Origin of the sequence: Paenibacillus sp. 7523-1 (genome assembly GCF_002276415.1) — a bacterium.
Taxonomy (GTDB): Bacteria; Bacillota; Bacilli; order Paenibacillales; family Paenibacillaceae; genus Paenibacillus; species Paenibacillus illinoisensis_A.
Window position 1 is genome coordinate 36,976 of record NZ_NPBR01000020.1, and the last position, 22,584, is coordinate 59,559.

At 46.7% G+C, this 22,584-nt stretch carries 17 protein-coding genes; 11 read left to right on the top strand and 6 right to left on the bottom strand.

The window, feature by feature from the left end; genetic code table 11:
- The first annotated feature begins 10 nt into the window (after positions 1–10).
- Both CHH60_RS21330 and CHH60_RS21335 read left to right on the top strand, forming a co-directional pair.
- Positions 11–1,552, top strand: a complete 1,542-nt coding sequence (locus CHH60_RS21330) for a glycoside hydrolase family 30 protein (protein WP_255248033.1) — start codon at positions 11–13, stop codon at positions 1,550–1,552.
- A gap of 95 nt (positions 1,553–1,647) precedes the next feature.
- Positions 1,648–2,082, top strand: a complete 435-nt coding sequence (locus CHH60_RS21335) for an acetyltransferase (protein WP_095361043.1) — start codon at positions 1,648–1,650, stop codon at positions 2,080–2,082.
- A gap of 55 nt (positions 2,083–2,137) precedes the next feature.
- Here CHH60_RS21335 and CHH60_RS21340 read toward each other — a convergent pair whose 3' ends face one another.
- From CHH60_RS21340 to CHH60_RS21355, 4 genes are all read right to left on the bottom strand, one after another.
- The gene (locus CHH60_RS21340) at positions 2,138–2,926 is read right to left on the bottom strand and encodes a formate/nitrite transporter family protein (protein WP_095361044.1); all 789 of its coding nucleotides are present in this window, start codon (positions 2,924–2,926) and stop codon (positions 2,138–2,140) included.
- A 140-nt stretch (positions 2,927–3,066) separates the two neighbouring features.
- Positions 3,067–3,477, bottom strand: a complete 411-nt coding sequence (locus tag CHH60_RS21345; protein ID WP_095361045.1) for a hypothetical protein — start codon at positions 3,475–3,477, stop codon at positions 3,067–3,069.
- Positions 3,474–3,989, bottom strand: a complete 516-nt coding sequence (locus CHH60_RS21350; protein WP_095361046.1) for a hypothetical protein — start codon at positions 3,987–3,989, stop codon at positions 3,474–3,476. Before CHH60_RS21350 ends, CHH60_RS21345 begins: the two co-directional genes overlap by 4 nt.
- A gap of 29 nt (positions 3,990–4,018) precedes the next feature.
- Positions 4,019–4,237 carry a hypothetical protein gene (locus tag CHH60_RS21355; protein WP_255248034.1) on the bottom strand — a complete coding sequence of 73 codons (219 nt, stop codon included), beginning with the start codon at positions 4,235–4,237 and terminating at the stop codon, positions 4,019–4,021.
- A 454-nt stretch (positions 4,238–4,691) separates the two neighbouring features.
- Here CHH60_RS21355 and CHH60_RS21360 point away from each other — a divergent pair, with 454 nt between their 5' ends.
- Entirely contained in the window at positions 4,692–7,415 is a 2,724-nt protein-coding gene (locus CHH60_RS21360; protein WP_176476158.1) for an S-layer homology domain-containing protein, read from the top strand.
- Between the two features lie 36 nt (positions 7,416–7,451).
- On the top strand, positions 7,452–11,792 hold the full coding sequence (locus tag CHH60_RS21365; RefSeq protein WP_095361049.1) for an S-layer homology domain-containing protein: 4,341 nt from the start codon (positions 7,452–7,454) through the stop codon (positions 11,790–11,792).
- A gap of 127 nt (positions 11,793–11,919) precedes the next feature.
- On the opposite strand, the gene CHH60_RS21370 is transcribed toward CHH60_RS21365, so the two are convergent.
- A complete protein-coding gene (locus tag CHH60_RS21370) occupies positions 11,920–12,918 on the bottom strand; it encodes a zinc-binding dehydrogenase (RefSeq protein WP_095361050.1) in 999 nt (332 codons plus the stop codon).
- Positions 12,919–13,008: 90 nt separating this feature from the next.
- On the opposite strand from CHH60_RS21370, the gene CHH60_RS21375 reads away from it, so the two are divergent.
- The 3 genes from CHH60_RS21375 to CHH60_RS21385 all read left to right on the top strand — a co-directional run bounded on the left by CHH60_RS21375 (position 13,009) and on the right by CHH60_RS21385 (position 15,248).
- Complete coding sequence (locus tag CHH60_RS21375) at positions 13,009–13,935, top strand: LysR family transcriptional regulator (RefSeq protein WP_255248035.1); 927 nt, start codon at positions 13,009–13,011, stop codon at positions 13,933–13,935.
- Positions 13,936–14,022: 87 nt separating this feature from the next.
- Complete coding sequence (locus tag CHH60_RS21380) at positions 14,023–14,706, top strand: hypothetical protein (protein WP_095361052.1); 684 nt, start codon at positions 14,023–14,025, stop codon at positions 14,704–14,706.
- 68 nt (positions 14,707–14,774) lie between these two features.
- Positions 14,775–15,248, top strand: a complete 474-nt coding sequence (locus CHH60_RS21385) for an SMI1/KNR4 family protein (protein ID WP_095361053.1) — start codon at positions 14,775–14,777, stop codon at positions 15,246–15,248.
- Between the two features lie 5 nt (positions 15,249–15,253).
- On the opposite strand, the gene CHH60_RS21390 is transcribed toward CHH60_RS21385, so the two are convergent.
- Entirely contained in the window at positions 15,254–16,294 is a 1,041-nt protein-coding gene (locus CHH60_RS21390) for a PocR ligand-binding domain-containing protein (RefSeq protein ID WP_095361054.1), read from the bottom strand.
- Between the two features lie 307 nt (positions 16,295–16,601).
- Here CHH60_RS21390 and CHH60_RS21395 point away from each other — a divergent pair, with 307 nt between their 5' ends.
- The 4 genes from CHH60_RS21395 to CHH60_RS21410 all read left to right on the top strand — a co-directional run bounded on the left by CHH60_RS21395 (position 16,602) and on the right by CHH60_RS21410 (position 22,469).
- Positions 16,602–17,741 (top strand): glycerol dehydrogenase, encoded by a 1,140-nt coding sequence (locus CHH60_RS21395; RefSeq protein ID WP_095361055.1) that lies wholly within the window; start codon positions 16,602–16,604, stop codon positions 17,739–17,741.
- On the top strand, positions 17,741–19,510 hold the full coding sequence (gene dhaK, locus CHH60_RS21400) for a dihydroxyacetone kinase subunit DhaK (RefSeq protein WP_095361056.1): 1,770 nt from the start codon (positions 17,741–17,743) through the stop codon (positions 19,508–19,510). Before CHH60_RS21395 ends, dhaK begins: the two co-directional genes overlap by 1 nt.
- Positions 19,511–19,817: 307 nt before the next feature.
- Positions 19,818–20,993, top strand: coding sequence for an alanyl-tRNA editing protein (locus CHH60_RS21405; RefSeq protein ID WP_095361057.1), 1,176 nt, complete (start codon positions 19,818–19,820; stop codon positions 20,991–20,993).
- Positions 20,994–21,164: 171 nt separating this feature from the next.
- A complete protein-coding gene (locus CHH60_RS21410; RefSeq protein WP_095361058.1) occupies positions 21,165–22,469 on the top strand; it encodes a DUF1963 domain-containing protein in 1,305 nt (434 codons plus the stop codon).
- Positions 22,470–22,584: the final 115 nt, after the last annotated feature.

Sequence of the window (22,584 nt, forward strand, 5' to 3'; positions counted from 1 at the left end):
GGGGGACAAGATGAACACGCGATGGAGCAAGAAGAAAACAGGATGGATGATCCTGCTGATCGCGGTATGTATTGGGGCTGGTTTCGGCGCTTGGTGGATGGCAGACCACAGTGAAGAAGATGGCATCCAGCCTCCACCTATAGGGAAGAGCCCAACAACAGTAGAAGCTTGGCTGACAACAGGAGATCAGCAGCACCTTCTGGAACCGCAGCAGCCGATTCCCTGGACAAAAACAACAACCGAAGCGAACCATTCTGAAGCAGATCACACCATCACCATTGATCCATCCCAAACGTATCAAACGATGGATGGATTTGGTGCCGCCATGACAGGCTCGACCACCTATTTACTCGATCAGCTTCCGCAGGAACAGCGGGAACGATTACTCAAGGAGCTGTTTACAAGTGAAGGATTGAATTTGGATATGGTGCGTCATACGATTGGTGCTTCTGATTATTCGGTGGATGCATCTGGTGGACCATCAAGTTATACGTATAATGATATCGAGTCCGGCACGGATTATAATATGGATCACTTCTCGATCGACAAAGACCAGGAAGTGGTAAATATGCTGAGACAGGTCGCTGTGCTGAAACCGGACATCAAAGTGTTGGGCACACCCTGGACCGCCCCGGCCTGGATGAAATACGGTGAAAAAACAATGAATGGCTGGTATCTGGATTACAATAATCCTCAAGTTTATGAAGCCTATGCACGTTATTTCGTAAAATATATCAAGGCTTATCAGGCTCAGGGGATACCAATCTATGGAATGACCTTGCAAAATGAACCGGAGTTTACTACGGCTAATTATCCGAGCATGAGTATGGGGGCCGAAGAACAGGCCATGTTTATTCGTGATTACCTTGGGCCTGCAATACAGGATGCAGGACTGGACACACGAATCATCACGTATGACCACAACTGGGATCAGGCGGTAGAATACACGGGCAGTGTGCTTGGGGACGAAGCGGCTGCATCATATATTGATGGTTCGGCATTCCATTGTTATAAAGGGGACCCGTCCTCCATGACGGAAGTGCATGATCGCTTCCCGGATAAACATATCTATTTTACTGAGTGCAGCGGAGGGGATTGGAGTTCTGATTTTGGTGAAAATTTAGGCTGGCAGATGTCCAATCTAATGATCGGTGCTCCGCGAAACTGGGCTCAAAGCGTACTGCTCTGGAATATTGCACTGGATCCGCAAGGTGGACCCACCAATGGCGGCTGTGCGAATTGCCGTGGGGTAGTGACCATTGATCCGGAAACGGGTGAAGTGACACGCAATGTCGAATATTATGCACTGGCACATCTTAGCCGTTACGTTCGTGCAGGAGCTGTAAGAGTGGAATCTACGGAGGAACGGGACGAATTGAAGAATGTGGCCTTCCGCAACCCGTATGGAACCATGGTACTGGTTGCAGCTAACACAGGTAACGAAGATGTTGCTTTCCGTGTCGTCATGGAGGGGGAATCGTTTCAATACACACTTCCGTCTCAATCGGCTGTCACGTTTCGCTGGAAGCCGGAGGATACCTCGAATAGCTGAGTCGGGTCTTTTTAGCCATCAGCCGCATTCGATTTCTCCCACTCCTTGGATTTATGCAATATAATTAACACTACATAGGAGGGGAGGAATTAAAAATGATGGTTACATCATACAGGGCACTGGATCATGCCAAGCTGGTTGCCATTTGGGAACGGGCTGTACGGGCTACTCATACATTTCTGGCCGAAGAGGATATTGTCTTCTATAAAAGTGTGGTGAGTGAAGCTCTGTCAGGCATGGAAGTATGGGAAGCGGTGGACTCGGCGGGAGAGCCCGTTGGTTTTATGGGGCTGGATGGTAAAAACATGGAGATGTTATTCGTAGATGCGGATCAGCATGGGAAAGGGGTCGGACGGATGCTTGTCATGCATGCCATTGACCTTAAGGGTAACGATCTCAAAGTGGATGTGAATGAACAAAACGAGGGAGCTGCCCAATTTTATAACCGAATGGGATTTGTGCAGACAGGCAGATCGGAGCTGGATGGCTCAGGTAATCCTTTTCCCATATTACATCTGGAATTAAAATAGAAGTCCCCCGTAACCAACATCTTGAGATGGATGGTCGCGGGGGATTTTTCATACGTTAGTGAGTCTCATCATCGAGAAATGGTTTGTTCACCGCATAATACATGAAGCCCATCAGCAGTACGCCTCCCACCAGATTGCCGAGGGTTACCGGAACGAGATTATGAATGACCCCGCCAAACGAGATCGTTCCCGGATGATTCAGTACCAGCGCGATGGCGAACGTGCACATATTGGCTACGCTGTGTTCATATCCCGAGATGAAAAAACAGAAGACAAACAGCATCATGGCGAACATTTTGGCGCCATTCTCCTTCATGAACATCGGCACGAAAAATGCCAGACATACGAGCCAGTTACACAGGATTCCCCGGAAAAAGAGCTGCATCGCCGGTGCCTCCATCTTGTGCTCCACCACACTTAGCAGAAATCCATTGACCTGGGACGAATCGAATAACCCCGTCAGATAGATTAATAGAGCGAAGACGGCCGCGCCCATCAGGTTCCCGCTGTAACTGGCAATCCACAGCTTCACCACTTCGAACCAACGCAGCTTCTTCCTGAGTGCGGCGTACGTGTAATAAAATGTATTCCCAGTAAAGAGGTCACCCCCGCCATACGCAATCAGAATAATAGCCGCTCCAAACGTGAGTGCTGCCATGGGGTATGTAAATGGGGACTGCTCCATGTAAAAGAAGTTACCTGTCTTAAACGCTACGATTACGCCAAATCCGATAAACATGCTGGCTAGCATGGAGCGTGCAAGGTACCGGATCAAACTTTGTTTGTAAATCTTGTGCTTCTTCAAGGCTAGTTGTTCAACATTGCGTAAACCTTCGGTTTCCATAACTCGCCTCCCATCTCTCGGTGTAATGCTTACATTATAACGAAAATTTGGAAGAAGTGTGGTATAAGTTTAAACTACCACGGCAGCAGTTCAGCTAAACAATCACTATCTAATCATACAGATACCCAGACATACTAATGCTATTTCACTGGAAAAGGGTACATGCAGGCGCCTAGAATTTCAGCCAGTTGTTCTGCTGTTCGTTCACGTGGGGCTAATTCTTCTGCGTAGGAACGCTCCAGTTTGGCTCTCATAAAACGTTCGGCATATTCATTGGGACGAGAGTGAAAGTCTTTGGTGTACTCAGCATAGTCATGCGCATCCCGTACCTTTTCCAGCACACTGTTCAGCAGAGGACTGCCTGCGTAGAGGAGAGAGTCGGTTTCCTCGCATTCAAATTTCAGGAACATGATTGCCTTCTGCAAAGCATTGATCTCACCCTGGGTCAGGTAGATAGGCTTCACGGCATGTTCTCCCGATGCAGCTTTGGTCTGATCCATATTTTTATACGCTTCATGTTCATGAAAGGAAGATGGGTCATGTTTGTTCATGGGTTGTCACTTCCTTGGTTCGATTGTAGTACCCGCTTCGCAGAAGAGCCAAAATCGGCATCGGATTGAAGTGACTCTAGCGCCGACCTGGCACCGGAAACGTGTTGATGTGCAGCAAGAACAGCAAAGGCAGCTCCCTTGACCAGGATGTAGGCATTCCTCTGCAAAACCTCCAGAGCCAATTGAATCTCGGCTTCGGTGATGGGCAGTAGGGCTAAAGTCTGCAAAGCGTAGTTTTGTACATCCTCATCTTCGTCCGGGTCACGAACAAGCTGCGCAGCAGCATGCAGGACTTCATCCAGGGGATCAGAGGAGCTTGCGATAACAAGTGCACGCCAGGCTTCGATGCGCACCAGATCTTCTTCTTGAGAATTCATTCCAATAGCAAGAACTTGCTGCATGAGATGATGGTCTGTTAGCTCGGTCAGATTACGAAGAGCCTGCCGCTTTTCTTCTTCACTGAGTGCGTCGAAATCTGGCTGTTCAAAGTTACTATAATTCACATCAGACATAGTAGATCATTCACCTCCTGAATGAGAAGCTAGGATTGGGGCGGAAGCTGAATAGGACGGGCAGCCAGTGCTTCTTCCACAATCTGCTCGGGGGTCAGGTCTCGATCATCCCAGAAAATGAGATTACTGATCTCTGCATAGGGCAGCTGCTGCTGCAGCTCAGTCAGCATATCATCCAGTTCCGCTTCGGTTCCTTCGGCATTCATCAGCTTGCGAACCCGTTCTACCAATTGTGCATGGTCAGACATAATAAAACCTCCTGAATAATTCATATGATTAGTTACTTAACTAGTCTTTCACAGATGAACTCCTGCGTACAACTTCGTTTTCCAGAATCCGAGTTCCAGTTCCCGGCGGAACATTGTTTAATCTACCAATCTCTCCTAGTTAGCTTCATTATAACGAAATTTCAAGACAGAGACGCAGTACTTTTCTGAAAGAAAACAAGTTGATTTCAAATGTGTACGTATTATATGGGGAATGTTATTTGTATTTTTTCGTTACATATTTTATTTATTTCACTTCGAATTTCAAGCTATATTGCATGCGTTGACATGAATCCATGTTATGGGAAGTGCCTCCAGATCAACATTAATAACCTCCTTTTTAGTGGATAATATGTTAATCATTTTGTTCAGAATTGGTTCAGAGCCCCTTGCTATAATATGGGCCGAAACGAAGTATTTTTGGGGGGAACGGACTATGAATCAGGACTGGAAAAAGCTGCTGCTTACTGTCAGTGTAATTGGCATGCTGTGGGGGAATCAAAGCGTTAGTGCAGCAGAAGAAGAAACAGGAGGCGCTAATCCGATATCATCGGTTTTTACAGACGAAATTGATATTCGTTCAACTTCCCTGCAAGCCGTACAAGTGGCTGTGAAGCAAGGATTAATTTCAGGCTACCCGGATGGATCATTTCATCCACGTCAGTATCTGACCCGGAGAGAAATGGCTGTATTGCTGGCCAAAGCATCTCAATTACCCTTGGAGGAACAATCGGGTGCTGGCCTTAAAAACAAAGACTGGGCAGCTCCATATATAGATGCTATTCGTAAGGCAGGCTGGATGACGGGGGATGCTTCGGGGGATTTTCGTGCAAATGATCCAATCCGCCGGGAAGAGCTTGCTTCCATATTGGTAAGAGTCACAGGGGCACAACAAATAAAAGGAGGTCTTCCGCAAGCGATCTCAGATGAGTCTACGGTGAGTGGCTGGGCTAAAGAACAGGTACAAACGGCTTTGAAGCTTGGATTATTGGAATCAAGTGAGGGTAAATTCGAATCCAAAGCTTTGGTTGAGCGGCAAGATATTGCAGCAATTCTGGTGGATGTGTTCCATACAGGGGAGCGAACGGCTTCCTTAACCGAATTGGACGGAGATATTGCTTATATAGATGGGCGTCCTTTTGTGATTGGGAAGGAACTGCAAAGCATTTTGAATGAAGGAAACAAGGAAGCATTACAGGATGCGGTAATTACCTATGATGCAAGAACTCGCAATCTCTCCTCCTTGTCCGAAATTCAGATTACACAGCCGGGTACGGCTGATAAGCCAATTACATTGAATCTAAAAGATACAACCTATCAGGGTGCAATTGTAGTCTCTACAGACCATGTCACTCTAAAAGCCGATACATTATCCAAGGTTATTTTGAAATCTGGGTCAAGTACACTCACTATCGAAAGTGATATTGATGAAGTAACGGTTGATACCACCGACAACATTATTGTTCGGGGAAGTGGCACGTGGAAACAGGTTGTACTGAAAAGTACGAAATCTATCGTTCAATTGCCTGCCAGCGTGAAAACAGAGAAAGTGATCCTTGCAGAGGGCGGAGCATTATCACAGATCATTCGTAATACGCCTTCGGCACCGACAGCATCGGCTTCTACGGGAACAAGTAATTCAAGTTCTGGTTCAGGTTCATCAGGACCAACAGCACCAGAACCGACACCAACGCCAGAGCCTACACCAGAACCAACACCAGAACCAACACCAGAACCAACGCCGGAACCAGAGCTAGAACTGCCTGTTGTTGTGCCACCTTCTCCTGTAAATCATCAACCGATTGTTCAAGCGATTATTCCCAACAAGACCGTTTTTTTGGGAGAAGGTGCACAAGAGATTGAACTGAGCACTGTATTTACGGATGCGGACGAGGATGAACTGAGTTATGAAATTTCAGAAATGGATCAAAGGATCGCTTCTGGCGAAATTCAGGGTTCCAAATTAAAAATACAGCCCATTTCCATAGGGAATACAAAGGTAACGGTGAAAGCTGAAGACGGAAAGGGAGGAAGTGAGATAACGTCATTCCTCTATGTAGTCCAACCTTTCTTTATTCCGCCGATGCCACCGATTGTGATCCCGCCAATCATCCTGCCTCAACCGCCAGTAAACCATGCTCCCGAAGTGATTGAAGCATTGCAAGCAGTTGAAGTTGAATTGGGGGCTGCAAATGGTCCAACAGACTTGAAGACCATTTTCTCTGACCCCGACGGAGATGAACTGACCTTCGTTGCAACCTCTTCGAATCAGCAAGTTGCGGATGCTGATATTACAGGCAGTATGCTGACGTTGAACACCTACTCTCCTGGTAGCGCTGAAATTACGGTAACTGCCAAGGATAGTAATGGTGGGGAAGTGGAGAGCAAGTTTAATGTTGTGGTCAAAGCACCCGCCGCTGTTAATCATAAGCCCACAGTAGCAAGACAGATTACTAAAATGAATGTAACGCTGGGAAAGGTTAGCGATACAGTCAATCTGGCCGGAGTATTCGAAGATGCAGATGGAGACAATCTGACGTACACGGCTGAATCTTCGGACCCTAATGTAGCAGAAGCGATGGTACAGGAAGACGCGTTAACACTAACCTTCAAGGACGTTATAGGTTCAGCGACAATTACCGTCAAGGCTTCTGATCCGGATGGTGAGGAGACAGTGACAACATTTGTTGTAGATGTTCAAGACCCTGATGCAGGAAAGGGACTGTTTATTTCCGAGTTGGTCTGGGGCGAGAGTTTTAATCAAGCTATTGAACTGTATAATCCGACATCCAAATCACTTAATGGAGGGGATATTACGATTGTTCGGAGCGACTCAGATACCCCGATTACGCTAGACTCGGGTACTATCATTCCTTCCACAAGTACGCTAGTTCTTGCAGAAGGGTTTAGTGATTTTACAGAGGATGAGTATTATTATCTGACTTTAGATTTGTTTAAAAATACCGAACCGGTTACATTGACGCTTTATTACAAAGGGGAAGTCATGGATAGGGCAGTTATTGTACCGGCTCAATCTTTGACAAGGAAATGGGATACTGTTCTAGGTGATAAGGTTTCTTATGAACCAGCTGAATGGAGCAATATTGGAGAAAACAATTATGGCAACTTGGGCAAATTTGTTCCTTTAATTAATCCTTAACTTCATTCGTTTTATAACAGATACAGAAGGGGAAACATGATGCGAAAAATGAGAAGGACAGCGCAATTAGCCATAGTTGCATTGCTTCTAAGCAATGCTCTTCCAGTTGCTGCACAGAGTCGGAATTCAGTAGAGCAGGTACTACCTTCATATAATACATCTTCGGATATTAATGTTACTAACCCACTAAATGATTCCATGAATAAAGCTGTGACAATGGGCTTCATCAAGGGAGATCCGAATGGTAACCTTCGGACAGCCGATCCCATTACCCGTCAAGAACTGGCGGTTGTTCTTGCAAAGTCTCTGGGACTGACAGCAAGCAAGGCATCATCATCACCTTTTGCAGATGTAAAATCGACTAACTGGTCAGCCCCTTACATTCAAGCGGTGAAGAAGGCTGGTCTTCTACAGGGAGATGCAGCAGGACGCTTCAGACCACAAGCGCAGATCACCGGGCAAGAACTGATAGCTGTTCTGGTGCGAGCCACAGCCTTTGCCAAACAGGAAACGGAGGAAGACTCTGTTCCACAAGAGTGGAAGGGAACAAGTTCTTGGGCTATACCTTACGTCCAGACGGCTGTAAAGGCAGATCTGTTGAGTGAGTATCCAGGAGAAACCAAAGTTAAACAAGGACTTATTCGTGGCGAAGCGGTAAGCATGATTCTGTCGGCCATGTTCCCGGAAAATCGCCTATCTGTTATTCAACAGCTCCAAGGCAATCAGGTCCAGATCAACGGAGTAAAGTATCATATCTCTGACAACGTGGCGGGACTTTTGAATGATCGTAACAGGACTGTACTGGATCAAGCTGGAATACAGTTCAAGAGCGAAGATCATTATCTTACCGAAATCAATGCTTTGGAAATTAGAAAAGGCGGAGAAGCTGCACATACAGATGAGGCAGAATTCAGCCGTAATCTGTTATTGAATGGTGGAGACACCACACTTGATGGTAATCTGACGATTAAAGCAGACTTCACCTCGGTGCAAGGAATTACAATTAAAGGTAAGCTGACAATAGTCCCGGAAATGGAGCATGACTTTTACGCCAAAAATGTAAAAGTAGAAGGTTCTGTTTGGGTACAGGGCGGAGACAGTAATACTGTTGTATTTGAGAACTCAGCTCTAAAAGACGTGAATGTGGATAAAAGTGATGTGCATGTGTCCCTGGCAGGAAGTACCCATGCTCAAGAGATTAGCGTCCAGTCAGACAGTAGAATTGATATTGAGCAGACAGCTACTCTTCCGCTGTTGAATATCATTGAAGGTGCAAGCAGAGTGGAACTTCAAGGAACTGTTGATACCGTTTCTCTGAATACGCCTAAGTCCATGCAGCTTAACGGGAATGTAACTGTGCAGCAGCTCACGGTAGATGGGGCAGGACCGATCAGTATTAATGCTGCAGGCACCATCCAGCAACTCCAGGTAAATAATCCCGCTGCACAGATCAATGTATCGGGAAATGTGAAGGTGGCTGAGGTCAATTTGGCAGCTGGAGTACCAACTTCCGCGGTTAGTGGAGGTACAGGGATGGCTTCTTCCAACACTGCATCGCCATCATCATCAGGTGGAACAGGGGGAAGTGAGACTCCTGTTGCTGCCAATCGTGCACCTGAACTGCTGAAAGCATTTGAAACCCGCAAGTTCACGGCGAACGGACAAGGTGCCACTTTAAATCTAAATGGCTATGTAACTGATCCGGATGGTGACCCGTTAACGTATACCGTTGCTTCATCCAAGTCTTCCGTCGCTAAGGTAGTGCTTAGCGGGTCCAATCTCGAGATCACACCAATAGAACATGGAACAGCTACAATAACCGTATCCTCTAATGATGGGCGAGGCAAAAGGTTAAGATCTACATTCGAGGTCAACGTGAATGCACCTCCTCTTGCATCTCCTATCCCTGATCAGGAGCTTGTTGCCGAGTCAGGCACCAAGGAAGTGGATCTCATGGTTTATTTTATGGATGATGAGAAATATGAATCGGAGCTGCTCTACAGGGTGACGAATAATGCCTCGGATATCGTAGACTCCGAAATCGTCGGAAGCAATTATGCAGAATCCGTACTGAGGTTAACGCCTAAGAAGGCAGGAGAAGTCGTTCTTAAAATAAGAGTTGATGATGGGCAAATTGCTGATGATGGAAGTACGGGTGCTACGGAGGTTGAGATGCGGGTTGTCGTTCTCCCACCGCTTAACCGTGCGCCTGTGGGGGAAGCTCCCTCGAATATGGACGTATACCTGGGCAATAACATCCCTATAGTAAAATTGAATGAGCTATATACTGATCCAGACGGTGACCCTCTGACGTATACGGCGACTTCATCCAATTCTGATGGGGTTACTGTGGAGGAAGATGCAGGTAAGTTGAAGTTCACTGCTCTTCAACTAGGGACGTATACGATTTCATATTCCGTTAGTGACGCTAAAGGCGGAATAACAAGTGGAACATTTGATATCAATGTAGATCCTATCCCGAATTTGAATCCGATAGGACAGTCACCTGGTTGGGTTACCGCATACTTAGGTTTCCTATCAGAGTCTATTCCTACTGTTAATTTAAATGATTATTATACAGATCCTGACGGTGACCCACTTACATTCAGCGCCACTTCATCTGATCCTGATGGATTGATCGTTGAGGAGAATTCAGGGATACTTCGTTTCACTGCTCTGAAATTTGGAGAATACACCATTCATTTTTCGGTGGAGGATGGCAAAGGCGGTTCCATTTCATCGGCATTTCAAGTAAGAGTTAATCCTAAGCCTAATGCTTCTCCAGTTCTTACTAGTAATCTACCTGCTCAAACGTTGTTTCTGGGTAAGGAGGATACTGTCATTGATCTCTCACAATATTTTAGTGATCCAGACGGAGATGCGTTAGAGTTTCAAACGCCACTTGACTTCAATAATTTCCTCATCGCTGAGCTGAATATTCAGGAAAACAAGCTGATTATTCATCCCAAGCAAGTTGGTAAATTTCAAGCTACCATCCAAGCAAAAGATGTTTATGGAAAAGAGGTGACAGCCTCTATTGATATTCAGGTTATTGAGTCCGGAAGTTTCGGTGCCATCCCTAATCAAACAATAACGTGGCCTTGGTCTACTTTGGATATAGACCTTACTCCGTATTTGCTGAATTTTGACATCGGTACTTTAACGGTGGATGCTGCTTCTACAGACATAAATATTGCGACAGTGTCGGCGAATGGAGCACAGGTTTCGGTTAATCCAGTAGCAGAAGGACAAGCTACGGTAACACTAACCGTATATGATCTTGCAGGACGAAAAGAACAGACCTCTTTTAACGTAACTGTACAAGCCGAGCCGTCAGTCAATAACTCTGTACCTGAGGTAGTAAGTAGTATTTACGAACAAGTATTAACGCCGAATGTAACAAATGCACGCACCTATGACCTGAGTCAATTGTTCAATGATCCGGATGGAGATGTGCTGCAATATACAATTAGCAGCAGCTCAGCCGAAGCAGTGGATGCGAGCATTAACGGCAATCAACTAACAATTAAGCCTGGAACAGGGAATACAGTAGCTCCTTTAACCATAACAGCGAAAGATGGAAAAGGTGGGCAGGTTGAATACTCCTTCAATGTCCGGACTGCTTCTCTGGTGAACGGTGGGGTCATACAGATTAATACAAAATCCGGAGTTCAGGATGCTTTGACCTATTCAACCTCAAGTCTGTTCCCGGGTCAAACAAGCTTCAAAGTCTACAGTGGTACGCCAGATTCAACGTTCACAGGGCCGGATACCATGAATACGAATCGAATTCCAATAACAGTATCTCCGTTGAACTACTGGATTATTGGAAATGATGGTAGAGCTGTGGTAGTTCAAGTGAATTCGCTGCCTCAAGGAACGCCAGAGCTATTTTTCTCTCAATACGTTGATGCAGGAGATGGGCGCGGTGTTGTGCAACTTTATTACACAGGTGATGGAGATCCATCACATAAAGCAACTGGATACCAAGTAGAAGTTTATAAGTGGATGAAAAAAACATCAACGATGCAAGTGACGCCTTACGGTGTATTGGATGTGATTCCAGGCGTACCTTATATCTATATCGATACTATATTCTATGACTTCTTTGATATTACCAATGCTTCTTACTATAACGATGAATTAGCTCTCTATAATCCGAATGAATATAACGTCGTAGCTCTCGTTCTCAAAAAGGACGGCCGAATTGTAGATGTATTGGGTGATCCAGCTTCTCATGATCAGTTCATGCCTGCCGGCGGGACATTTATCCGCAAACGTGGGATATACACGGGTTCACAGCAGTTTTCATTGACAGGGGAGTGGAATGAGTTTCCGAAAGGAACCCTTCAATTTGTTCCTTTTCACACTCCATAGGTTAATGAACTAAAGGCATCTTTTGATATGAAACCTTGTAATAAAGTAGGCCGACCTCCATGCTCTTGAAATGAGTATGGAGGTCTTATTTATTTCTACTGGAAAAGGATCATGCCGGAGTTGAAGTTTATCTTGGGTCAGGAATTCGTATAGCAAGATTGCCAAACTGCTCTCCCTTTTCCATTCGTTCGAATGCTTTCGCTGTATCCTGTAGCGCATACACTCTATCGACTACAGGATGTATATCATGATGTTCCACCCATTGCAGCATCTGGACAAACTCTTCATGGCTTCCCATGGAAGTACCGATCAGGCTAACTTGAGGGAAGAAGATGGATCGGATCGGAATATTCAGATCATCTCCGGAGCTTGCGCCATACATTACGATTCGGCCACCGGGTCGGATAATATCGAAATATTGGGGGAAAAGGGCTTGTCCGATGCTATCCAAAATCAGATCCACAGGGTCAAGTTCGTTATGCTGACTCCAATCCTCGTGACTGCCAAATGCTTGTAAAGCTCCCAATCGAATGGCTTCCTTTCGCTTCCTTTCGCTCCTTGAGGTTACGGTTACCTTGGCTCCGGCTGATACTGCCATGAGAAGAGCATGGGTGGCTACACCACCTCCAATGCCGGGAATCAGAATATGTTCTCCCTGCTGAAGACCACCACGGGTGAATAACGCACGGTAGGCCGTCAATGCCGATAGGGATAATACCCCTGCTTCCTCCCAAGTTAGATGAGATGGTTTTGGTAATGCATTTTCGGCAGGGACAGTAATATACTGTGCAAGTGTTCCATCCGTTGGTCCACCTACGATCTCAGGTACAATCGGCACATCTGCTGCACACGTCCAACCGAGAGTTGGATGAATAATGACTTCTTCACCTACAGAAGGGTGTACAACTCCTTCGCCAGTTTCTACTATTATACCAGCCCCATCGGAGCCTAGAATGAGCGGAGCGTCATGGGTTGTGCGACCTGCCATAATGAAGAGGTCGCGATGGTTAAGGCCGGCGGATTTTAACTGGATTTTGACTTCGCCGAACCCTGGTGCTCGACTTGTGAATGATGTATATTGGAGCCCCATGAGGCCACTTCGGCCTGAATGTATAATAGCTTTCATAATGTTATTCCTCCCGTTGATGTAATTAAAGGTGATGATTGAACCTCATTGTACAGTTGGGGTGGTTTCACGTAAAATGAACAGAATTGAATGTGGGTATCAATAAAAACAATAGCTAGCAAGCAGGTGATTATCGTGGATGCAGGAGATCTGAAAATATTTCGGACAGTTGCTCGAGAGGGAAGTATTAGTAAAGCGGCATTGGCACTGAATTATGTGCAGTCCAATGTTACAACGCGGATCAGGCAGCTGGAAAGTCAACTTCAAGTTTCGCTTTTTCATCGCACGAACCGGGGAATGGTACTCACACCTGCTGGAGACCATTTGCTCGAGTATGCGGATAAAATACTGGATTTGCTGCATGAAGCAGAATTGTCGACTCAGACAGGAAGTAAACCTGCAGGAAAGCTTCGTTTAGGTTCCATTGAGACAGCGGCCTCCAGTTTTCTTGCTCCATTCCTGGCTAAATACCATTCCTGTTATCCAGAGGTACAGACTTCACTTGTCACAGGAGGGACCCATGAGCTGAATCAGAGAGTCATGCAGCATGATCTGCAAGGCGCCTTAGTCTATGGGCCAGTCGATCACCCTGAACTGAACTATATCAAGGTGTTTGATGAAGAACTGGTTCTGATTGCGGAACCCGGCTTGCATCAGATGGCCGAAGTATTAGGTAAACCGATGTTGTTCTTTGAGATCGGCTGTACGCACAGAACTCAAGCTGAAGCTTTTCTACATAGCCGTGGGGTCCATACGCTCAATGTAATGGAATTTGGTACATTGAACACGATCCTAAGTGGTGTATCTTCCGGAATAGGGGTATCTTTACTCCCGCGATCTTCGGTTGTTCAAGCCGAATTGAGAGGAGAGGTTTCAGTGATATCTTTGCCAGAGCCATACTGCAGGTTGGAAGTCGGACTTGTACATGCCCGAAGTGAACATCTATCGGCCGCATTACGTGGCTTGCTGGAGATGATGACAACCAGGCCAGAAACAAAGAAGGAAAATGAGATTTAATTTAGCAAACTAAATTGAACTGAGCACTGTTATTAATAGTGAGAGAAGAAACTCAAATTTTTATGAATAGTAAAGTGAGGTTCAACGATGAGCTTGTTGATCATACCCAAACTAATCTGTGCAGCAATCATTGCTCTACCGGGTTATCTTCCTGTTCCCAATCAAGAACGAACTGTATTGGCAGAGATCAAAGAAAATCAACAAGACATTACATTACGCGCAGCAACCAAATCTGTTCAAGGGATGTACTCCGGAATTACAGTCACGTGGAATAACCAAACGGAATTATTTCCATGGGAAAACATCAGCGAACCAGCTTATTACCCGGAAGTGGTTACCGCCAATATAGATGGCGAAGGTCAGGACGAAGTAATCATTATACTTACGACTGGAAAAGGTACCGGGGCGCGGGGCTCAGCCATTCATGTGTTACAAGAGGATTGGACCGAAATCCCTATCGGGGACCCGATAGCGAAAGCTCAGAATTCGTTGTCTTCGGTGTACAAGGAACACCAGGCAACGGTTGAATACACGGTGAACATTGCAGGTAAAGAGTATGTCTATTCTTATCCCATGGATGACGCAGGAACATGGTTTGAAGAGGCAAGCATTGGTCGTATTCTGAGGTACCGGGTTCAGGACAACAAACTGATTGCTGAAATGCCGGTGCAAGTTTCCCCGGGCACGTATACAGGTACGATTGAAGTTGAATTCAGGGCGTACAATGGCAAATTAATTCCCTCAGAAGTCAGTTACATTGAGGACCTTTAGTCAGTAACTATGCTCATATCGAGATCATTTGGATAACTTTATCTAATGTACAGAGGAGAGGATGTTTCGTGGAATCTAATGCTCTTGAACCGATCCGAACTCTTTTGGATCAGGCGTATCAGACTGTAATGGGGAAGAGCTGTACGCCGGAATTGGAGCAGGCAATAGCTGACTTTGAGAAAAAGCACAACGTTCATCTTCCCGAAGCATACAGGGAGCTTTTGCTCTATTATGGCGCCTGTAACTTCGGCGATCCTGCTCTTTATTCCGTACAAGAATTGGACTGGGCATACCCCGCATTTGTGGAAGCGTACCAAGAATATAAGAGAGAGTATGACCTGTCTGAGGATCTGATTCCGTTCCCGATTGGCGGTTTTGGAGAAGGAAGCATTGCTGTTCTGGAACAGAATTCAGGTAAAGTTCTGATGCTTATCCACGACTATGCAGGAGACCATCCATTTCAGGAGGTCGCGCCTCACTTTAACGGATTGATGGAGATGCTGGCCGAGTCTGCGATCTGGGTTCAGGAACAGATGAAATAGTCAGACTAGGTGACAGATTGCTCTTGAATGTATTTGCGATAAAGGGCAGGCGTTATCTCTTCGAATTTTTTGAAAATTTTGATAAAATACCCCGATTCGTTAAAACCCAGCTCATCACTGATCTGTGAGATTGGCATGTCGGTAACCTCCAGCAATTGCTTGGCCCACTTGATTTTGAGCTTGGCCAGATAGGTTGTAAAATTCTCCCCTGTCTCCTTGGCGAACAGTCTGCTGAAATAGCTTGGACTAAGGTGGCATAGATCTGCCATGTGTTTCAGTGTCACCTGCTCACTCTTGTGACTGTGAATATATTCAAATGCAGGCTGTAACGCAGGGCTGGTACATGCATTATCGCTTGGACTGTTTTTGAGATAGGCATCTGCAATCGCATTGGTCATTTCCTTTTTGATGGATTCAATATTGCGAATGGAGTACCCGGGCAAAATCGTGGATAGATTAACGGATTCCTGGGAGCCGGAAGCCTTCTCGAACATCTCCACCAGCAAATTTTTATTAAGAGCTTCCTCTACAATATAGTTGCACAGCAGGGACAGCATGTTGGAGATTTTTACAATCTCTTCATAGGTCATGACAGGCAGTTGATCATAATCATCCTGAAGCTCCTGCAGCTTCGCTTCATGCATGGGCACGTTTTTGGAAGAGACGATCTGTTCCAGATCGGTGCCTTTGTCCGGATCTGCAAGCTTAACTTGCCCTGCCATCACGGCTCCAATGTATTTTCCATCGATGGTGATGGGAATGGCGATATCAATAATATTGAAATGACATAAGTATACATAAGGTTCATTCAACCGAACCGCTTCCAGCCCGCCACGTGAATCGCATTTTTGGCAGTAGGGAAGAAGCTCGGGATCTTTGCGTACATTTTGGCAGAACGTTTGGCAGCTGCTGTGGCTGGTCACTGGAATACCTTTGTAGTCGACGGTCAGAATGGCCAGTTTGGTTACATTTGCCAGTGAATCCTGTAGGCGCTTCCATTTAGTTAGGTCGAGGATTTTATTAATGTGCAAGTATTCTTTAATCATTGTGTGAACCTCCATAGCTAACCTGATTAAAGGCCCTTAAGCGCTAAAAAGTTAGCAAGTTGTACATATTAGAATAGGATGCAAACGGGTAATGTAAGATGATGTCAACATTCAACCATCCAATGACAATAACATACCATGAATTCAGAAAAAAGCAAAAAATTACGATTGGAAGTTATAATAATTTGTTATCAAAGTCCAATGTGTCTCTCGCATTCATGAGATATATTTAGGTTAATTGTGAACCATTCAAATTTGATGCATTAACACGACCACTCTATTAACTATCTTTAGGAGGCATACCATTATGAGAAAAGCATTTATCAGCCCAACCAAATATGTGCAAGGCGAAGATGAACTGTTGAACCTTGGTTACTTTGTAAAATCCTTCGGAGATTCCGCTTTATTGATCGCACATCCGGATGATGTACAGCGTGTAAAGGCAAAGCTTGATGCAACAGCAGAAAAGTTCAATATTACTTTTGTTGAAAGCGGTTTTAGAGGGGAGTGCTCCCGTCAGGAAGTGGCTCGTCTGCAGGAAATTGCGAAGGAAAAAGGATGCACCTGCACCATCGGTCTTGGAGGCGGTAAAGCCATTGATGCAGCCAAATGTGTAGCGGAAGGCGAAGCATTGATCATTTGCCCAACTATCGCTGCTACCGATGCACCAACAAGTCACTCGGCAGTATTGTATACACCAGAAGGATCTTTTGATGACTATGCATATTTCAAACAAAGTCCAAGCGTAGTGCTGGTGGATACAACCGTAATCGCTAACGCACCAACACGCTTCCTGGTATCCGGTATGGGAGATGCGCTCTCTACGTACTTCGAAGCAAGAGCAACAGCGAAATCATATTCCCGTGTAAATGCAAGTCTGCCAATGGGATCCCGCGAAGGATATACTCCATCTGCTGTAGGTACGAATGCAGCACTGGCGCTGGCAAAATTGTGCTATGAAATGCTGTTGACTGACGGAGCAAAAGCAAAAGTAGCCAGTGACAGCAACGTTGTAACGCAAGCGCTGGAAAATATCGTTGAGACCAACATTCTGCTATCAGGTCTTGGATTCGAAAGTGGCGGTCTGGCCGCAGCACATGCTATCCACAACGGATTGACGGTTCTGGAGGGTACACATCACTTCTTCCATGGTGAAAAAGTATCCTTCGGTACGATTGCACAGCTTGTCCTTGAAAATGCACCAACCGAAGAGCTGCATGAAGTCATGGACTTCTGCCTCGAGGTGGGACTGCCTGTAAGCTTGGCAGATATCGGTGTAGATACCATTACTCAAGAAGAGCTGCTGAAAGTGGCAGAGATCGCATGCATTCCGGAAGAATCCATTCACGCTATGCCGTTCCCGATCACCGTTCCTGAAGTAGCTGCTGCCATTGCAGCGGCGGACCGTATGGGACGGGAATACAAAGCTCGCCGGGAGGCTAAGTAATGAAGAAAATTATTAATCAGGCTGAAAATGTCGTGATGGAAATGTGCAACGGGATTGCGCTGGCACACCCGGAGCTTGAATTTTTGAAAAAGTATAAGGTCATCAAACGCAGAGAGATTAATGCAGACAAAGTCAGCCTCATTAGTGGCGGCGGTAGTGGCCATGAACCGGCTCACGCTGGCTATGTGGGGAAAGGCATGCTGGATGCTGCGGTATGTGGAGATGTATTCGCATCTCCTTCCCAGATTCAGGTATACCAGGCAATCAAGGCAACGGCCAGCAGCAAGGGCACACTCTTGATCATCAAGAACTACAGCGGTGACATGATGAATTTCAAGAATGCAGCACATTTGGCGGAGGAAGACGGTATCGATGTACAGTATGTGCGTGTTGAAGACGATATTGCTGTACAGGACAGTCTGTATACCGTAGGGCGGCGCGGCGTTGCCGGAACGGTTCTTGTGCATAAAATTGCCGGAGCTGCAGCTGAAGAAGGGCGTAGTTTGGCAGAAGTGAAGTTGGTTGCCGAGAAGGCAGCCCAGAACGTACGCAGTATTGGTTTTGGATTTACGTCCTGTACCGTACCTGCCAAAGGGACACCAACGTTCGAAATTGCCGACGATGAAATGGAGTTCGGTGTAGGAATCCATGGTGAACCTGGTATTCGCCGTGAGAAAATTGTATCTGCTGATGAGCTGGCAGGCCGGATGGTTGAGGCCCTGCTGGCAGACATGAAGCTGGATGGCGGCACATCCGCTGAGATTGCCGTGCTCGTGAACGGTTTTGGTGCAACGCCGCTGCAGGAATTGTACCTGCTTAACAATTCTGTTCAGCGTGAGCTGGCAAGCCATTCGGGTCTCCAAGTAGCTACCACCTTTGTTGGCAACTATATGACCAGCATCGATATGGCTGGCGCATCGCTAACGATCCTGAAGCTGGATGATGAGCTCAAGTCATTGTTATTTAAGGAAAGTGACACACCTGCATTCAAGGTTTCCGGTCCTCCGGCTGCACAAGCAGCCTACTCCGAAGCACTTGAAGCAGTTGTAGGTGAAGACGCTCCGGTTTCCTATGAAGTGGAGACAGCCGCATCCGCTGCAGTCATTAACAACAACCAATTCTCCCTGGACAATATCGTGTACCTGATCGATAAGATGGGTGAGATCATTATCAAGAACGAGGTGCCGTTCTGTGAGCTCGATTCCCATGCAGGGGACGGCGACTTCGGGATGAGCGTGGCGAAGGGATTCCGTCAGCTAAAACGCGAATGGAATCATATTATCAGCGAAGAGAAGAAGGATATCGGTTCGTTCCTGGATGCCTGCTCGCTCGTTATTATGGAGTATTGCGGCGGGGCATCCGGTCCAATCTGGGGTTCGGCATTCCGCGCAGCGGGCAAAGCTGTAGGAGATAAACAGCAGCTGACGGTATCTGACTTTGCTGAAATGATGCAAGCAGCCGTGCAAGGCATTCAATCCACGGGTGAGCGGTCCTTCGGACGCGGCGCAGTTGTAGGTGACAAGACGCTGATTGATGCACTCGTGCCTTGTGCCGATTCCTGGGCACAAAGTGCAAATGCTGGTGATGACTTCAAAACAGCATTTGCCAAAGGGGCACAAGCGGCAGTCGAAGGTGCGAAGAAAACTGAAGACATCGTGGCACGCATGGGCCGCGCAGGTACGGTTGGAGATCGCAGTCTGGGGTATCCGGATGCCGGTGCATACGCACTAGGAGTTATTTTCACAGAGCTCTCTGAGTCAATGAAATAAATAGGAAATGCCAGTGGTCGTTTGATCACTCCGATGGCAGGCCATACTTTTGGTAGCTGTTTAGTTAGCGTCTACGTTCCAGTGTAATCATGTTTCACAACCTTTCCAACGTTTCGTCCATTGGAGGTGAGGGAAGAAAGACCACTCTGTAGTTTGGTTACAGAGTGGTCTTTTTGGTTTAAGAAGCTATAGCAGCAGGGCAGAAATTTGGTGTCCTCATGCCAAATAGTGTAATCTGGAGAACAGATACTTAGGAATGTGTATGGATCAGCACTCAAATTGAACGAGAAGGGATCAGGATCAGTTAATGACACAAAAGTTATATTACGACTCCGCATACACGCGGGATTGGCATACACAAATTACGGGTAGAGCGGACAAGGAAGACGGTACATATATCACGCTTGCGGAGACGGCGTTTTATCCGCATGGGGGTGGACAACCCTGTGACCTGGGCCGAATCGGAGGTATCGCTGTTCTTGATGTAAACATCGAAGATGGCGAGGTATGGCATAAAGTCGATCAGGCGCCTGAGCAGAAGGAGGTTCACTGCGAGATTGACTGGGAGCGCAGATTCGATCACATGCAGCATCACACAGGGCAGCATCTGTTGTCAGCGATCACGCTGAAGCTGGCTGATGCGATGACGCTCAGTTTCCATCTGGGGACCGAATATGCAACGATTGATGTAGCCGCAGAACTGGGAGCGGATCAATTGACAGCCATTGAGCAAGAAGTGAACCGCCAGATTTACCGCAATGCCCGCATTAGCAGCTCCTGGGTTACTGCGGAGGAAGCAGCGCGTCTGCCGCTCGTGAAGCAGCCTACTGTGACAGAGGACATCCGTATTGTCGAGATGGAGGGTGTGGAATACAACGCTTGTGGCGGCACACATGTGGCGGCAACAGGCGAGATCGGCATCCTTAAGGTGCTGAAAACGGAGAAGGTTAAAGGTGGCACGCGCATCTATTTCAAATGTGGATTCAGAGCATTAAACGAATTCACGGCAGCACAGCAGGTGTTAAACGGCATTTCGGTGAAATTAAAAACCAGCAGGGAAGAGCTACTTGATCGTATCGACAAAATGGAAACAGACCAGAAACAGCTTTTGTCCGAGCTGAGTACAGTCAAGTCGACCAATGATACGTATTATGCTCAGGAACTCCTATCTGCACGGGAAGGTTTGGTGATTGCCCAGATATTTGAGGACAAATCCCTCAAGGACATGCAGAGCCTGGCGACCAAGCTGACGGAAGATCATGAGGGCATCGTGCTCTTTGCCAGCATTTCGGAGGCCAAGGTCGTTCTGGCCCAGAACGGGCAGCCGCCGGAGTGGTCTTGCGGTCCATTCTTCAAGGGCAATCTCGGAGCTTACCAGGGCAAGGGCGGGGGCAGTGACAGAATGGCTCAGGCAGGCTTTGCCAGCAGTGAAGATGCCTTAGCCTTTTATGAATTTACCAAGGACCAACTGGGACATCACTAAGGTGAATTGTGGTTTCGGGATGAAGCGATATCAGTAAGGAGCAGCACGTCACCTTGTGGCGTGCTTTTTCACATGAGGCGAAGATCCGTCTGAGAAGAGCCAGTACATCCCATGATTTTCCTATGATATACTCGGGGGTATATCGATCAGACGGCAAGGAGGTACAAAGGAATGACAGAACGCATTCCGTGTATCCGTGAAGGATGCACAAATACGATTTTACCGGCAACCGCGGCAAAGACAGGTGGGTACTGCATGCCCTGCAAGCAGGAGATGGAGCGGGAGGAACGCCGGAAATACATTGAAGCGAATCGACGGGACGTGAATTTGTATGAAGGAGTGCATGACCCGGTGGAGATTCTGAAAATCATGCATAAACCTCATGTACGCGATCCATTAATTCACTATGTGCCATATGAACTTTCCCAAGAGCAAGTCTACCTGTCACTGTCTGCGGAGCAGCAGGAAGCGATGGCAGACTATGCGATGGAGTTGATTCGTACCGATGATACGGATACCGGCAAAGACATTCTGCTGTATCTGGTCTGTTACCATGATATCTCGCTCGCTGCACAGATCCCCGAGTTGTTGGAGCAGGAGATCTACTATCCTGCGATTCTATATAAAAGTGCTTCAGCGAACGTGCGGGATCAGCTCTTGCAGCAGGTGCACAACGATGACGAGAATCGTAACCATATCCTGATTATGTTAGCCTATATTGGCGATGAGGTAGTAGTGGAGCAGTTTTGGCAATGGAAGCAGTCTCCGCCGGCCTGGGCAGATCAATTATATGTAAAACCAGAGCAATACACCTTCCAAGCCGGGTGGGAACTCACCAAGGACGGGAAGCGGAGAGAATTGTTCACCACCCCAAGTTATTCATTATATAAAAGTAAGGATGAGGATGGAACGATTGCGCCTTCAAGCGGCGTGCCCATTCAAATGCTTCAAACAAGTTCCAGCAGCTGTCCATGGTGTGGAACCGCTTTAACGAACTTGGTTGCTCTGGATGTGAGACATCCGGCCTTGCAGAATGTTTCCTGGCAAGCCGAAAAGCTGCAGATTCGAACTTGCATCAACTGCAGCTGCTACGGTGTGGTCTATATGGAGACAAGCTCAGCAGGGGAGCCCTTCTGGAGTTCCCACAATGTCATGCCAGTAGGAATGGATGACATTGATCCGGATAACTCGTTTGAAACTGCCCCGGATGTTTGTGATTCATTCTACATTGCGAAAGAACCCCGTCAGGCCTTCCATGGCAGTGAGTGGGCCATGGAACCGTCACTATCCCAGATTGGCGGTCATCCCGGATGGGTTCAGGATGCAGCGTATCCGGTCTGTCCCTGCTGCTCCACAACCATGAAGGCGGTTGGGCAGGTAGACTGGGCGCAGATCGAGGAGTATGGCGAGGGCATGTATTATATGTTTGTATGTGAACCGTGTCAGATGACTGCGGTGACGTATCAGCAATCTTAACTAGATTGCCGAATGATCGGAACTTATTTATTTGAGCAGGACTCAGAATAGGTTCCAAGTAGTATTATGTTTTGGAGATAATTAGGGAAAAGTGGACTATGTAAATACATCGTGA

What these genes read in the sequence shown, in the direction of transcription:
- CHH60_RS21380 (WP_095361052.1), top strand. Translation starts at nt 14,023, where the DNA reads ATGAGCTTGTTGATCATACCCAAACTAATCTGTGCAGCAATCATTGCT.
- CHH60_RS21360 (WP_176476158.1), top strand. Translation starts at nt 4,692, where the DNA reads ATGAATCAGGACTGGAAAAAGCTGCTGCTTACTGTCAGTGTAATTGGC.
- CHH60_RS21345 (WP_095361045.1), bottom strand. Translation starts at nt 3,477, where the DNA reads ATGAACAAACATGACCCATCTTCCTTTCATGAACATGAAGCGTATAAA.
- dhaK (WP_095361056.1), top strand. Translation starts at nt 17,741, where the DNA reads ATGAAGAAAATTATTAATCAGGCTGAAAATGTCGTGATGGAAATGTGC.
- CHH60_RS21370 (WP_095361050.1), bottom strand. Translation starts at nt 12,918, where the DNA reads ATGAAAGCTATTATACATTCAGGCCGAAGTGGCCTCATGGGGCTCCAA.
- CHH60_RS21390 (WP_095361054.1), bottom strand. Translation starts at nt 16,294, where the DNA reads ATGATTAAAGAATACTTGCACATTAATAAAATCCTCGACCTAACTAAA.
- CHH60_RS21350 (WP_095361046.1), bottom strand. Translation starts at nt 3,989, where the DNA reads ATGTCTGATGTGAATTATAGTAACTTTGAACAGCCAGATTTCGACGCA.
- CHH60_RS21355 (WP_255248034.1), bottom strand. Translation starts at nt 4,237, where the DNA reads ATGTCTGACCATGCACAATTGGTAGAACGGGTTCGCAAGCTGATGAAT.
- CHH60_RS21405 (WP_095361057.1), top strand. Translation starts at nt 19,818, where the DNA reads ATGACACAAAAGTTATATTACGACTCCGCATACACGCGGGATTGGCAT.
- CHH60_RS21335 (WP_095361043.1), top strand. Translation starts at nt 1,648, where the DNA reads ATGATGGTTACATCATACAGGGCACTGGATCATGCCAAGCTGGTTGCC.
- CHH60_RS21395 (WP_095361055.1), top strand. Translation starts at nt 16,602, where the DNA reads ATGAGAAAAGCATTTATCAGCCCAACCAAATATGTGCAAGGCGAAGAT.
- CHH60_RS21330 (WP_255248033.1), top strand. Translation starts at nt 11, where the DNA reads ATGAACACGCGATGGAGCAAGAAGAAAACAGGATGGATGATCCTGCTG.
- CHH60_RS21365 (WP_095361049.1), top strand. Translation starts at nt 7,452, where the DNA reads ATGATGCGAAAAATGAGAAGGACAGCGCAATTAGCCATAGTTGCATTG.
- CHH60_RS21375 (WP_255248035.1), top strand. Translation starts at nt 13,009, where the DNA reads ATGTGGGTATCAATAAAAACAATAGCTAGCAAGCAGGTGATTATCGTG.
- CHH60_RS21340 (WP_095361044.1), bottom strand. Translation starts at nt 2,926, where the DNA reads ATGGAAACCGAAGGTTTACGCAATGTTGAACAACTAGCCTTGAAGAAG.
- CHH60_RS21410 (WP_095361058.1), top strand. Translation starts at nt 21,165, where the DNA reads ATGACAGAACGCATTCCGTGTATCCGTGAAGGATGCACAAATACGATT.